The 14444-nt window shown below is 37.3% G+C and carries 13 protein-coding genes; 6 read left to right on the plus strand and 7 right to left on the minus strand.

The features are described 5' to 3' along the window. Positions 1-316: 316 nt before the first annotated feature. Positions 317-1018, plus strand: coding sequence for a hypothetical protein (locus tag H4J70_RS03965; RefSeq protein WP_182231424.1), 702 nt, complete (start codon positions 317-319; stop codon positions 1016-1018). Between the two features lie 25 nt (positions 1019-1043). Here the strand turns inward: H4J70_RS03965 and H4J70_RS03970 are convergent, their stop codons facing one another. Beyond that, positions 1044-2000, minus strand: a complete 957-nt coding sequence (locus H4J70_RS03970; RefSeq protein WP_220465247.1) for an alpha/beta fold hydrolase — start codon at positions 1998-2000, stop codon at positions 1044-1046. 139 nt (positions 2001-2139) lie between these two features. Then, positions 2140-2805: a glutathione S-transferase gene (locus tag H4J70_RS03975; RefSeq protein ID WP_182221615.1), complete on the minus strand. Its 666-nt coding sequence runs from the start codon at positions 2803-2805 to the stop codon at positions 2140-2142. A 180-nt stretch (positions 2806-2985) separates the two neighbouring features. Between H4J70_RS03975 and H4J70_RS03980 the strand changes: the two genes are divergently transcribed. Then, positions 2986-3810 carry an AraC family transcriptional regulator gene (locus H4J70_RS03980; RefSeq protein WP_182221616.1) on the plus strand — a complete coding sequence of 275 codons (825 nt, stop codon included), beginning with the start codon at positions 2986-2988 and terminating at the stop codon, positions 3808-3810. Between the two features lie 490 nt (positions 3811-4300). Here H4J70_RS03980 and H4J70_RS03985 read toward each other — a convergent pair whose 3' ends face one another. Beyond that, positions 4301-4984: a glucosaminidase domain-containing protein gene (locus tag H4J70_RS03985; RefSeq protein ID WP_182214882.1), complete on the minus strand. Its 684-nt coding sequence runs from the start codon at positions 4982-4984 to the stop codon at positions 4301-4303. A 223-nt stretch (positions 4985-5207) separates the two neighbouring features. Between H4J70_RS03985 and H4J70_RS03990 the strand changes: the two genes are divergently transcribed. From H4J70_RS03990 to H4J70_RS04005, 4 genes are all read left to right on the plus strand, one after another. Continuing rightward, positions 5208-5960: an ABC transporter substrate-binding protein gene (locus tag H4J70_RS03990; RefSeq protein WP_182250660.1), complete on the plus strand. Its 753-nt coding sequence runs from the start codon at positions 5208-5210 to the stop codon at positions 5958-5960. A 386-nt stretch (positions 5961-6346) separates the two neighbouring features. Then, complete coding sequence (locus H4J70_RS03995) at positions 6347-8215, plus strand: glutathionylspermidine synthase family protein (protein ID WP_182230120.1); 1869 nt, start codon at positions 6347-6349, stop codon at positions 8213-8215. A 64-nt stretch (positions 8216-8279) separates the two neighbouring features. After that, positions 8280-8903: a DUF502 domain-containing protein gene (locus H4J70_RS04000; protein WP_182214877.1), complete on the plus strand. Its 624-nt coding sequence runs from the start codon at positions 8280-8282 to the stop codon at positions 8901-8903. A 130-nt stretch (positions 8904-9033) separates the two neighbouring features. Next, positions 9034-10305, plus strand: coding sequence for a flavohemoglobin expression-modulating QEGLA motif protein (locus H4J70_RS04005; protein WP_182230121.1), 1272 nt, complete (start codon positions 9034-9036; stop codon positions 10303-10305). A 323-nt stretch (positions 10306-10628) separates the two neighbouring features. Here H4J70_RS04005 and H4J70_RS04010 read toward each other — a convergent pair whose 3' ends face one another. The 4 genes from H4J70_RS04010 to H4J70_RS04025 form a co-directional block, all read right to left on the minus strand. Next, the gene (locus tag H4J70_RS04010; RefSeq protein WP_182250661.1) at positions 10629-11519 is read right to left on the minus strand and encodes an HD-GYP domain-containing protein; all 891 of its coding nucleotides are present in this window, start codon (positions 11517-11519) and stop codon (positions 10629-10631) included. Between the two features lie 61 nt (positions 11520-11580). Next, on the minus strand, positions 11581-12345 hold the full coding sequence (locus H4J70_RS04015; RefSeq protein WP_182250662.1) for an ABC transporter substrate-binding protein: 765 nt from the start codon (positions 12343-12345) through the stop codon (positions 11581-11583). A gap of 242 nt (positions 12346-12587) precedes the next feature. After that, positions 12588-13490 (minus strand): radical SAM protein, encoded by a 903-nt coding sequence (locus H4J70_RS04020; protein ID WP_182221621.1) that lies wholly within the window; start codon positions 13488-13490, stop codon positions 12588-12590. A gap of 87 nt (positions 13491-13577) precedes the next feature. Next, the gene (locus tag H4J70_RS04025; RefSeq protein WP_182221622.1) at positions 13578-14390 is read right to left on the minus strand and encodes a crotonase/enoyl-CoA hydratase family protein; all 813 of its coding nucleotides are present in this window, start codon (positions 14388-14390) and stop codon (positions 13578-13580) included. Positions 14391-14444 lie beyond the last annotated feature (54 nt).

The following is a 14444-nucleotide window of genomic DNA, read 5'->3' on the forward strand; positions in this document are numbered from 1 at the left end:
ATTGTACCATTTGCTAACTTTACTGGACCACCACTTTTTAGCCTTTAAATAATAGATAGAAGTAAGGCTTTCTCTATTTCTTGTTATAGAAAGCCTTAATGTAAACACTGAGTGCCAGTAATGCTAACCGGTAAGCTAACACCTACAAATCGTCAATAGGCCTAGTAATAATAACGTTTAAATATCGCCTGAGGTTTTTAATTACTTGGCTTACCAAATGATAATGACTGCAATAATTTTATTATTTTAAAATACCACACAACAAAACAATTAGAGTATACACTGAGCCAATTATTTGTATTAAACAAGGGTTACAATGAAGGAAAATATGCAGACATTCATCGCTTTATTGTCAGCAGATGACGATAATGATTTACGCCAACATTATTTAGCTTCAAGTGAGTCGGAAAATATCATTCAATTAGCTTATCTATTTCAACAAGGAATAGCGCAAGTCGCATCGTTTGATTTTTATCAACAATTAACCACGACATTAATAGCCAGTAAAATTTTACCTGTTGCGCTTATCGCACAAATTAAAACCAACGACACATTGAGTTTTTTTACCCCTGCCCTTCAGGTACAAGACAACTTTACAAAAACAGATCGCAGACAGCGCAATGCTTTACATTATTTATTCGCTGGCAATAAAGCAGTCGCCAGTACCCCACCCTTTATTTATTTACGTTCAATGATGTTATTTGGCAGCAATAATACCTTACGTGATGCACTCTGCCAGCGTGACCACGAAAACTTAACTCCCATTGAAGTTTATTTATCGACTAATCAAAATTTAATTTCGCTAGCGCCGCACGAACTTACCGCATTATTGGCCTTAATAGAGATCGAAAGTAAACAACAGCCCTTAGCCACAACCAACTACTCAAAGGTAATTAAAGTGCTTGCTGAATTATGTTCTCGTCAAGATAAGCACTTTGACAGTGAGCTACAACGTCTTATCTTGGTCGCCATCTACTACAAAAAAGCCATTAACGATATCGTTAATGGCTTACACTAAATTCCAGTTGGCGTTATCGCAATGATTATTGAGACTTGTTATCTTGTAAAAATTGTTTAACAACTAATACTGTTGCCTGAGGGTTTTCTTCGTGAGGTACATGCCCTAAATCATCAAAGACAACTAATTGACTGTTGATAATATCTTTCTTAAATTTCATCGCAAGCTTGATGGGGATGAGCTTATCTTTTCTTCCCCAAATGATAAGCGTTGGTACATTTATTGTTGAGATCTTTTTGGCTAAATCCCCGGGGACCGTCTGCTTAAAGCGTTCTTTTAGAGCGTTACGATTTCCTTCACGAAGCGTCAAATCATAGTATCTGTCAACTAATTCACTGGTGACTAAGTCAGGGTTTCCATAAACATTCTCAACACTTTTTTTCACCAAAGATTTAGGTAAAACGTTTTTTAATAACCGGCTCGTTATCGGATTTTTAGACAATTTAAAGGCTAAGGGTAAAGATTCAGACTTAAAAGGATAGCCACTCGCGTCGACTAAAATTATTTGAGAGACTCGCTCTGGATATAACACTGCGGTAGCCCAAGCAATATACCCGCCTAAAGAGTTACCTGCTAATACACTTTTTTTAACCTTTAACTTATCTAACACAGCAATAACAACTTCAGCATAATGTTCAATAGTATAATTATTTTTAGGATCGGGGCCGGTTAGACCAAAGGCAGGTAAATCAAAGCGAATAACTCTGCGTTGTGTTTTTAGTTGGTCAACCCAGCCATCCCATGTATGTAATGACGCGCTCGTACCATGAATTAAGACAATAGGATCTTCATCAGACTTTGGTCCTTCATCTCTAAAATGTATATTCATACCAGCAATCTGCATAAATTGTGATGGCTCAGCAGCCCAGCGCTTGCTGAGTTCAGCGACAGACTTATCAGGTGCTTGATTAACATAAAGATAACTGGCAAATAAAACGACTACGCTTAGTAGTATAAACAGACTGATTTTTAAAATTCTCAAGAGATTATTGGCCTTTTTCTCTATATATTGTTGATGAAGATTGATTGTAGCTGAATTTATTCTATCAGTATCAGCTACAATGAATAATCATCCCGGGTAAATATCCAAACGCTAACAACGCCATAATGATAAGTTGTTATTAAGCATAATCGTAATGACCTCCAGACTTAAGGGCTTTTTGATAGGCTGAACGGGCTTGAAAACGCTTAACGTAAGCGGTAATTTCTGGGTAGTTATTGTCATTTGAACTTTTGGCAACCCAAGCCTCTAGAGGAAAACTCATTTGAATATCAGCACCAGATAATTCTTCTCCAGCAAACCACTGATTATTTTTTAAATGGCTTTCGATAAAGTCTAAGTTCCCGGTAATATTTGGCCCAACATAGCCTTTCATTACTTTTTTCACAATCCCTCTAGCAATTGGCTTAACAAAAAAGGGCATCGTACTTTTCAATATTTTTTCAAAGATTATTTTTAGTAATAATTGTGGCATCAATGTTCCCTCAGCAAAATGTAACCAGTATATATACTGGCGATGTGCTTCTGTGCCAATATCGGGAGTAAAATCATCACCATAAGTTTGTGCAAGGTATTCAATAATGGCTCCAGACTCAGCAACAGTAATGCTACCATCAGTGATCACTGGAGATTTACCCAATGGATGTACTTTCTTTAAGGTGTTAGGCGCTAAATTTGTTTTTAGGTCTCGCTCATAACGCTTAACGTCATAAGGTACGCCAAGCTCTTCTAAAGCCCAAAGCACCCGCTGCGAACGTGAGTTATTAAGGTGGTGTACAACAATCATAGTTTTCCCCATTAAGATAAAAGCCTAAAGCCAACTATTGTACTATAAATCGCTATCATGATTTATTCGTGATGACCGCAACCAATAGTACAATAGTGCTAAGTATATATTATTTTAATAGCTTTATTTCCCGGCGTCGCATACGATTGAACCACATAATTATACTATCGGACTATTTTAATGCTTTGGACCTCCTGTGTTGTATTACGTCGAGATATCGAGCAACACCAGCATAACCTCCATGAGTTTGTCGTCTGTTTAAAAGGTGCTGTAAGCATAACGATTAATGACGAAAGCCATCAACTTTTAAGCGGACATTCCGTTTTTATCCCTGCTGAATATCAACATTCAATCACGACAGATAAAAACACCGAAACAAAATTACTGTTTGCATGTATTGCTCCCCCGTCCTTTGATAACTTGTCAACACCCGCCAACAGTTTGTATTTAAAAACGTTATCTAAAGGAGGATTTTTAACTAACAATCTCAATTTAAGCAGCCAGCACAGTACGCAAGGAATGCAAAAAATTGCCAATGAACTCGAAATACAACCCATTTCGAGCTCACCATTAAATGTTTGTTTAAAAGAGAACCTCTACTTACGACTATTACTGATCCATATCAGCAACGCCGGTTACGAGCAGCAAGCAAATGCACAATCATCTTTGCGAATGACCAATGCTCAAGATTGGATCAACAATAATTACACTATGGATATCACTCTAGATAAGGTGGCAAAGCAAGTTAATCTATCAAGAAGTCATTTTGCTCGCCAATTTCGCCAGCACACCGGTTTCAGCTTTATTGAATACCTTTTAAAACTGCGTTGTGATGCCGTTGCTAAAAACCTTGCTAGTTCCAACACCGATATAACCGAAATTGCTTTTGCTTCGGGCTTTAGTAATCTTAGTCATTTTTACCGGCACTTTAAACGCCGCTACGGGATAACTCCCGGTGCTTTTAGGTTAATGATTAAACATCAAGGGGTAACACTGAGACCTTAGGCCGCTGTAAAATTTTTCTAGCTAAGGAGTGTTTTACCTTAAGTGTTGTCATAGATGTATTAGCGCAAATATAGACTTCAAAACCCTATAAGCTCAAATATAATAAAGTTACCCTTGCAAGGGTTCGAGATAGAGTGACACAAGATTCATGCAATGTGTTGCCAGAATACTATTTTTCAAAGTAACCACAGCAGAAATTTGTCTACGTCAGATAAATTTATCATTTGAGAACCTGCTTAGATTCACGATTAAATACCTGTCGATTATCAGAATTATATAGGGGAGCTAAGATATAAACTTTGCTGAAGTCTTTACGGGTAATGGGGATAACGTTGAGCAGGTATTATGCAGGATAACAAAAAATAAAATCGAGCACGATGAAGATAACGAACACCTACTTCAGCATGCTTTAAATCAGCCTTACTTGATTGAACTACTCGGCACTTAAGTACCGAGTTTTCTCGACGACACTGATAAATTTAACCGAACTTTAGTCATAAGTATTAAATTTATTAAACTTTATAATAGAGGTTAATTCATCACCATATTCTGCACCCTTTTCAGAATAACGGTCTAACTTTTTAACTAAAGAGTAGGGGTCATCAGTTTTTAGTCGTAATTGCCTAAATTTCTGAAAGGCGGCGCTGCGTCCAAGGGTTCGATAGTAGCCCCTTACCGAGGCTTTAATAGAAGGGTATCTTTTTAGCCAAATGGTTTTATCACCCCTTTTTTTCAGTGCCGCGATTCTAGGTTCATCTTCATCGAATGACCAAACACCAAAAATATTATTAGCTTCATTAAAAAAACGAGAGGTTGCCCAAGAACTCTCCATTGCCGCTTGTGCAATAGCAATACTTTTAGGGTGAGGTTTAAGTGCCATTAACAGCTCATTATCAGTTTTGGCTTTATATTCTATTTTCAGTTTTTCTATCATATCGTTATCACTACCTAACTTAAGTGACTCTGAAACGTCAAGATATTGAACCATAAGTTCATCATAAACTTCGTCTATTGCAGGAATAATTAAATTTTTAAAGCGAGCCTTTTTCTCTTGTACTGTCATTTTTGGCAAAGTAGGTTCATTTGCGCCATAGAAATAAATCGCTGTCGATAATAATAATATTAAGGGGATAAGTATCAATAATGTTTTTGACTGAAAAGCAGTTAATTTCATGGCAAGCCTTGTAGTTAGAAATATATTGTTAAGTATAAAAAAGCGGTTAACTTTCAGGAAGTATAGCATAAAGTCCGCTAAAATTTTAAAAGTAAAGTTATCTAGTTCTGCAGTCTCGTGTCATAAAAAATTTACTTGTTTGATAAACAGCTGTGAAAAATTATTTTTCGTCTATTTTTCGTCTATACTCATTTTACTTATTTATTATCCTATTAACTAACATATGCAGCTAAAACTATTTTTATTAATCATCAGTTTGTTATTTACTCTGCCTTCCTTTGCTCAACAAAAAATCACCATTGCCTTTGGTGATGCTCTTGCACCTTGGGTAATGCCTGAAACTAACGACGGTATAATAATAACTTTAATAAGAGAGGCCTTAGAGCCAGCTGGCTATGAAATAGAAGCAATTTATTATCCATATGCTCGCCGAATAACATCATTCAGAGCTAAGGATGTTGATGCGGCCTGTGACATGAACTTAAAAACAATGACCAAAGAAAACCTTACCGGTTTCTTATCTGATGAAGCTTATGCTTACGAAAATTTTGCCTTCGCATTAAAAAAGCATAATTATAAATTTACTCACTTGAATGAGCTAGCTTCATACTCTTTATTGTCTTGGCAAGGCGCCAAAACACACTTGGGTGGAGAGTATGCCGTAATGGCCAACAAAAACCCGCTTTATCTAGAGAATCATGATCAAGAATTACAGGTTAAAATGTTATATCTAGAACGTTTCGATATCATTCAGTTAGACCTACAAATATTTAAACATTACCGAGCTAAAATTCAAAAAGAAGGACAAATCAATACCCATTTATTAGTGGATAAATTTCCACTTTTTGGAGCAAGCCCTAATAATATTCTTTTTCAGGATAAAAAAGCCAGAAATGCCTTCAATAAAGGCCTTAAAGAATTAAAAGCGAATGGTCGTTATGAAAAAATATTCGCATCGTATACCTTAGGTAACTAGTGAGTTATTTACGGATTATAGTCTCGACTCTAAGGATGACGAACCATTAGCGAAAAGTGCTCAACGTTTAGTGGTTTATTCTTATCATCCTCGCCTCAATATTACTCATCAATTTTGCACGAAGATAAAATGCCTTCGCTATTTTATATCCGTTAGCTTAAACAAAAATATTACAAGGTTAGCTTCATAGCTACTTATGCTCTATATTTCACGTAAAAAATACCGTTAGTTTAATCTGATCTTGACCAGAATATTAAGCTTAATGTAAAGTTAGTTTAAATGAGCTCGTCGTTCATCTTAACCATTATTTCACTCAACTATTTTAAAGGGCAATGCTATAGCGAAAGCATTTTTTTTACGCTAATAGCCACTTAAGTCTGGACTAAATGACTAAAATTAAAAACATACAAGATGTCTCTTTTGGCACCCCTATCGGTATATCGATGGGCAATGTAACCGCTTATTCTAGCGATTATGATACCGTAGACCCATTAATCTATAAATCGCGTAGTCACTTTAGAAGCTATGTAGATGATATTTATATGGGACATAAATGGCAATGTGTTGAATTTGCTCGTCGATGGCTTTACACCAACAAAGGTTATATTTTTAACGATGTAGCTATGGCTTACGAAATATTTAATTTACGTTCCGTGAGAGATATTGTAAATAATAACGAACTCGCCTTAAATGCCTTTGAAAATGGCGCAAAGAGATTACCTGAAGTAGGAAGTTTACTAATTTGGGATGAAGGTGGAGAATTTGAAGAAACGGGTCACGTAGCTATAATCACTGCAGTTTTTAACGATAAAGTGTATATCGCCGAACAAAACATGGCCTTTGCACCTTGGCCAAATGGGCAAAACTATTCGCGTGAAATAAAAGCAAAATTAGGCAGTAACGGCGACTACTGGCTACACTGCCCCTCTGATGGGTCAACCATTTTGGGGTGGTTAATACAAACTGATGATGAAACAGATGCGCTGATTTCTTCTCTGCCAGAACCCGAAGTGTTTAATATTGAAGCTTGTACTGCGCCAGCACAAAATAAAGCCAATACCCCTTGGTTAAACCTCGCCAATGACGACGAATATGCATTTTTTCAAATGATGGCTGGCCATAGACTGTCATGTGATGATGCAAGCGCTTTACGCTATTACCGTATATCACCCCAAGCTCATTTAGCACTAGAAACGGCCACGGATGAACTGCATCAAATGTTTATGCATACTACCGATTACGTGCTGGAACATCCAGAGCTATTGGAAAAATTTGGCTTACCCAAAAACCTAAATGAAAAAATTAAGCGCTCATGGTCTAACCGCGCTAATCAATTAGTAACAAGTCGTTTTGATTTTTCAATGTCTGAACATGGCTTGAAGGTCTACGAATATAATTGTGATTCGGCATCATGCTATATGGAGGTTGGAAAAGTACAAGGTAAATGGCTAAAACACTTCCAAGTGAAAGGTGGAACTGATGCAGGCACAGCCTTATTTAGCCTTTTAGTTAAAGCTTGGCAAGCTCGTGCTATCGACTCCGTTATTCATATATTACAAGATGATGACCCCGAAGAAACCTATCATGCACTCTTTATGAAAAACGCCATAGAAGCGGCGGGTCATCAATGTAAAATATTGGTAGGGATTGATTCATTAACGTGCAATAAAAATAATGAAATTGAAGATTCAGCCGGCATAAAGCTTCAATGGATATGGAAAACATGGGCGTGGGAGACTGCACTTGACGAAATAAGAGCAAATCAAGATGATGTCATTAATAAAGCTCAGCATAAAAAACCGCATAAACCTAGCTTATCTGACGTACTACTAAACGATAATATTATGGTTTTTGAGCCACTTTGGACACTTATTCCTAGCAACAAAGCGATTTTACCTGTGCTATGTATGCTATTTCCAAATCATCCCTACTTGTTAAATACCAGCTTTGAATTAACGGATGAACTTGAGCAAACTGGCTACGTAAGCAAGCCAATCGTTGGCCGCTGTGGTGCAAATATAAAGATAATAGATGAAAACAAGCAAGTGATTGCCGAAAAGTCAGGTAATTTTGAAACAAGAGAGCAAATCTACCAAACATTGTTCCCCTTGCCCTATGTCGAGGATAAATATGTGCAAGTTTGTACTTTTACCGCAAATGGCCATTATGCCGGTAGTGGTGTAAGAGTGGACTCGTCAATGATTATTGATAAAGATAGTGATTGTTTAGCATTACAATGTAAACATGACGTATAAAAATGTTTCTTGCGCTAACATTCAGCATATCTGCGCTTATTTCAACCGTATCTAGGATATTAACTTGCAATTATTAAGTATATTAAAAAATATTAAAAACTTTTTATTAACGGCATTTATTGGTGGAATGGTTATATTATTGCCCGTTGTTATTGTTTTTAAAGTCGCTTTTTGGCTATTAAATTCACTTTCAATGGCCTTTGAACCGATATCTACTTTTTTCTCAACACAATTTGTCTCTCACATCCCTTTAGCTGAAATCCTTGCGTTTACTGCAGTGTTTTTATTGTGTTTTATCATAGGACTACTCGTACAAACAGTATGGGGACGCTATGTTCATGGCCAATTAGAACAACGCTTACTTGTTCCAATTCCTGGTTATACGCTGATAAGAGATATACTGAGCCAGTTTAAAAATAAAGATGGTGGTTCTTTTACGCGCCCAGTAATGCTTAAAGCATTTCAATCTGAACAATTAGTTTTGGGTTATATTACTGACGAATTAGAGGATCATTTTGCGGTATTTGTGCCTACTAGCCCTAGCCCATTTAATGGTTTTGTTATTTTTGCTCCTAAAGCAGATGTTAAACACATTGAAGGCAGTGCTAAAAGCGTGATGAACTTAATCGTCGGCTGTGGTGTTGGCTCAGCTAAAACATTAACAAAAGATCATTTTAAAACCCCTTAACTTTACCATGTGTTAATGCGCCAATTTACAGAGTAAAACCAATAAGATAACAATTTATTTTTGGTGCTAACGCAATTTTTGTGAGTTAACTCAGTAAGTAACTCGTAATGACTATGGAATTTAATGACCAATGAATACATTAGAAGTGGAAAAAGAACGGATATGCCAGATAAGTTCTATTCTATATAGCGCGAGCCAACCGATTAGAATACTCACCCATTTAGAATGGAACAGAGATATTAAACAGCAATTCTTTGCGGATAAGTGCAAAGAGCTACCTAAGGTTAGCTACCCTACTTTTGATCCCAGTAAAACCTTAAGTTTAGTGAGTGAAGCTAGAAGCTTGATGGGGAATTCAGACATAGATGAATGGCTAAAGCGCATTTCAACTAAGCTTGAACATGGTGCTTTGATGATGGGATCGGTAGGCACTAAAAAGTTTTATGAATTTTCTGAGGCGCTTTACGGTAAACCTACCAACCCATTTACTGACGGTAAATCAACACCGCTTGAATTGGCAAATATTTTTGACAAACAAATTAGTAGTTATGCTAGTTACAACTTTGGTAGTCCACCACCTATGTGTTATCTAGCTTCAGATATCGCTGAGCAAATGCAAGCAGCCGTGACTAAAATGTTTGGTACAGATGCGCCAAAAGTTGAAGTGGTTGACGAGCTATCTGCCAACGCGCTAGCAAACCCAAAGTTAATACGGATTAGGAAGACAGCCTGTTTTACTGATCTTGACGCGCAACAACTCATTAATCATGAAGCCCATATTCATGTTGCCACCTCAATTAATGGACTTAATCAGCCGCACCTTAAAATATTAGCCGCTGGTCATCCTGGGACCACTAAAACACAAGAAGGCTTAGCGGTATTTTCTGAATATATCACTAATTCTATCGATTTGGATAGACTGCGTAGACTAGCTGACCGTATTATCGCGATACAAATGTCGATTGAAGGCGCAGACTTTTTAGAAGTGTATAACTACTTTTTAGGTCGTATTGGCAATGAATCACAAGCTTATGAAAATACTCGAAGAGTTTTCAGGGGAGGTGTTTTAACTGGCGGCGCTCCCTTTACTAAAGATGGTGTTTACTTAGAAGGACTTATCCGCGTGCATAATTTCTTAAAAGCTATCGCCGCTAATGGTCGAGCAGATTGTCTTAAATTATTATTTTGTGGAAAATTAGATATTGAAGACATTCCTGTACTATACAAATTAGAGGAAATGGGGCTATGTCAGCCCGGTAAATACTTACCACCATGGGTTGAAGACGCACGCTATTTATTGGCTTACTTAACCTGCTCTGAGTTTCTCAATAAAATGGATATGCCTAAAATTTATAGCCATTATGATGAGTTGCTGCACAGCATTCCAAAAACGTTCAATTAACGTTGCGAAATACATTAGCTACTAGCTGCCATCAGGCTTATATATGATAGCGGCTAATGCTGCCATTTAACAACAACTACTAGCTGCCATCAGGCTTATATATGATAGAGGCTAAAGCTACGGTTTAACAACAGCTACTAGCTGTCATCAGGCTTAAATGCAATAGCGGCTAATGCTGCCATTTAACAACAGCTACTAGCTGTCATCAGGCTTATATATGATAGCGGCTAAAGCTACGGTTTAACAACAACTACTAGCTGCCATCCGGCTTATATATGATAGCGGCTAATGCTGTTGTTAAAACAGCGTTACTTATGCAAAAGTTAGTGGTCGTCCTTATATTTTTCATAGACCTTTTCAAAATTCCCTGGATGTGCGGCAAAAGCAGCAAGCACCTTAGGGTCGAAATGCTCAGGCATGGTTCTACCATCACCTTCAATAATTATTTTTACTGCCTTTTCATGACTAAAAGCAGGCTTGTAAGGACGTTTTGAACGCAGCGCATCATAAACGTCACACAGCGCCATAATACGAGCAGATAATGGAATATCTTCACCAGAAAGACCATTAGGATAGCCAGTGCCATCCAATCTTTCGTGGTGATTTAATGCGATTTCAGCGCCCATTTTGATAAAAGGAGAATCCCCCTTTTGCAGGATTTTTGCGCCAATAGCACTATGCGTGTTCATGGTCTCACGCTCTTGAGGTGTAAAAGGCGTTGTTTTGAAAAGAATAGCATCTGATATACCAATCTTACCAATGTCGTGCATTGGGCTCGCATAAAACAATGCTTTATTCATTTTTTTACTCAGACCAAGCAATCGTCCTAACAGATATGAATAGTGTGCAATACGGCGTACGTGTGCCCCGGTCTCCTCATCCTTAAATTCAGCAGCGCTGACCATAGTGATGATAGTTTCCTTATAAGCATTTTCAAGCTTAACCGTACGTTCTTTAACCTTGTCTTCAAGTTTATTGTTGTATTCTGTAAGGAGATCACTGTAATCCTTTAAGCGCAACATATTCCTAACCCGTAATATAAGTTCAGCTCGGTCGATTGGCTTAGTAAGAAAATCATCAGCGCCTACTTTAAGTGCCGTCAATTTAGCCGCATGCTCATCTATCGAGGTCACCATAATAATTGGAATATACATGGTCTCAGGATTAAGTTTTAACCTTTCAGCAACTATATTGCCATTTAGCCCAGGCATCATGATGTCGAGTTAAGGTTTGATAGCGTGCTCAATAAAAAAAACACTTAATATAGCCAATTCATTAATACTCAGCTTGGGGTAAAACATAAGTAGCTTTAATCGCTAACCGTTGCGGTGCAATATCATCGAAGGCCTTTTGATATAGTGCTATCACGTCATTGGCTGTGTTTATATTGAAAGCAAAGTAGTTACCTACCTTATTGACCTGCCAGACCTGTTCATAGTCAGTTTCATCAAAGCCAAGTTGTTCTGCTAAATGAGCGAAACCATGTATAGAGATAACAATCATGTCGACACGATCTGATTGCATCATTAAAAAAGCTTGTTTTAAGGAGGAGACTTTTGCCAAGTTAGAGGAAGGGAAACCCACTTGATTAAGCGAAATTTCTGAGATATCGCCTGCTACGGTGGCAACTTTACGATAAAAAATTTGCCCTAAATTAGCGAACTCAAAGTTTTTTGATTTTTTGGCCATTAGTACATGAGTAGAGTGAAAAATAGGCCCGACCCATTTAAATAAACCTTCTCGAGCTTGAGTTCTAGAAACGGTAAACAAAGCGCTGTTGGCTTTATCTAAGGTAAATCTATAGCCACGTGCCCAGGGAACAACCAGAATTTCTTGTTCTGCAATGTCTAAATGTTTCCATAACGCTTTTAAGGTCTCTACTGAAATTCCCTTAAGCTTATCATTAACTAAATAATTAGCAGGAGGATAGTTTTCAGTATAAAAAGTAATATTTTTTGTTGGCGATAATTGTTGAAGTGCTTGTAGCGGAGCAATCACAATAAAAAATAGTAAAATAGACTTAATAATAAATTTATTCATTAAAACTGAATCCTCCACCACGACAAAACAAAATTAACAGACTTTATTATCAATTAACGTCAACCTTATTTATAGTCAATATATTTTGCCATATCAACGTTATTGATGGTGGACTGAGCTATGTGCTGTAAATAAAGTACGGACTGCATTTATCAGCTGACTATAAAACTATAACTAACTTAACATATTGTTTGAGTTTATGATTTTAATTAGTAACTTTTTTAGTGTACAGGCATTACTGGCTATAATCCTCGTTGCCATTCTTGACGAAGCGGAATTTCTGTAGAATGCGCTAATGCCATTTGCACCGTATTAACTAGTTTCTCTTTATCTTTCCCTAAAATGCCCTTTAAGACTAAGTAATTTGAAGCATGATCAGACCTAAAAATAGTTTTTTCTAATTCCAGAGCGGATAACAATGTTGCCATTTCAATAAATAACTCTTGCTGACTTAGCAGTCGATAGGGTTGATATTGTCGGTCAGTAAAGTTTTTAGCAAAACGTTCTTGCCCTAAAGGAAAGCTAACCACGAGTGTCGATAAGTAGTCGGGTTGTGCTTCATTCATTAATTTAGCTGAGTTAATGGCATGCTGTTTGGATAGCTCAGGTCCGCCAAGTCCATTTAAGATCATCACTGAACTTTTAATACCTGCTTGCTTAATTTTGTTGAGCGCAATTAAAGAGCTTTGATAGGTTTCGCCCTTGTCAATTAATTGTAAGACCTCATCGTCACCGCTTTCACAACCAACATACAAGAGAGACAAGCCTAACGCCTTTAACTCTGCTAGCTGTTCAACAGTTTTATTACTGACGTTTCTTGGTAGACAATAACTTGCAACACGAGTGACTTGCGGAAAATATTGCTTTATTAGCTCAAGTATTTCTTTTAAGCGTTTAAACGGTAACATCATTGCGTCACCGTCGGCTAAAAACACCCGACCAACCGGTAAGCCTGAGTCGACAACTTTAATCATCTCTTCTTCAATTAATGCGACTTTTTTCGGTTTAAATTTTTTATTTTCGGCCGTATACATTTCACAAAAAGAACAATTATTCCAAGAGCAGCCATTGGTAACTTGCAAAATAAGGCTCTTCCACTCACTGGGCGGACGAAAAACTGGCTCTATATATTTAAGGGGATACATTGGTCACTCACTTTTTAGATCACTTTAGATAGCTACACATCATCGAAAAAAAGTAGCAAATTCAACCTGAAAATATTCAGTTAAATCTTACGACCAATCGCCTCTATCTTTAAAGACTTTCGCTTCACTGGTGCTATGGGTTTGGTTGTAAGTTTTTATCTTTTGATTTTTACCTAACATAACTTTTAATTGATAATAAGTTTCACGGGCTAAGGTAAAACGGTCACTACGCCACCAAACATGATTATAAAGTTTTTTAACACCTGCAACCGCATCTGGTGATTGCTGGCAAAGTTTATCTGCTAAGCTTTTTGCTGACACTAAGGGATCAGCACAAATATCGGTAATTAACTTGAATTCAAGTGCTTGCTGCGCAGAAATTTCTTGACCAGTCATCGCCAACAACTTCGCTTGATCTGCTGGCAAGTGTTCTTTAAGTGCCAAAGTGCCACCCATATCCGGAATGAGTCCCCACCTTGCCTCTAAAATAGATAAAGTAGCACTGGGCTCAACAAAGCGAAAATCGCCACCGAGTGCTATTTGTAAACCGCCCCCCCAAACTCTGCCATGTAATGCCATGATCACCGGAGCAGGAATTTTACGCCAGCCCGTTGATACACGTTGTGCTAAATTTGATTGACCGGGTAACCATTTAAACAGGAGTTTAAAGATATTAACCGGTGCTTTCATCACAGACTTAACATCTAAACCACTACAAAAGTCGACACCCTTACCATGAACAATTACTGCTCGCAGTGATTTATCTTTTTGTAATTGTTTAATAATTTTATCAAGTTGATAAAACATCATCATATTAATAGCGTTATGCTTATCTGCACGATTAAGGGCAACATAAGCAATGTTGTTTTCGATAGTTAACAATACGGTTTTTTCTGGCATACTGACCTCTGGTTAGACCAGAATAAAATAACCTTGTCGACATGAGATGTAAAT

The organism is Colwellia sp. BRX8-9 (assembly GCF_014077245.1).
Lineage (GTDB): Bacteria > Pseudomonadota > Gammaproteobacteria > Enterobacterales > Alteromonadaceae > Colwellia_A.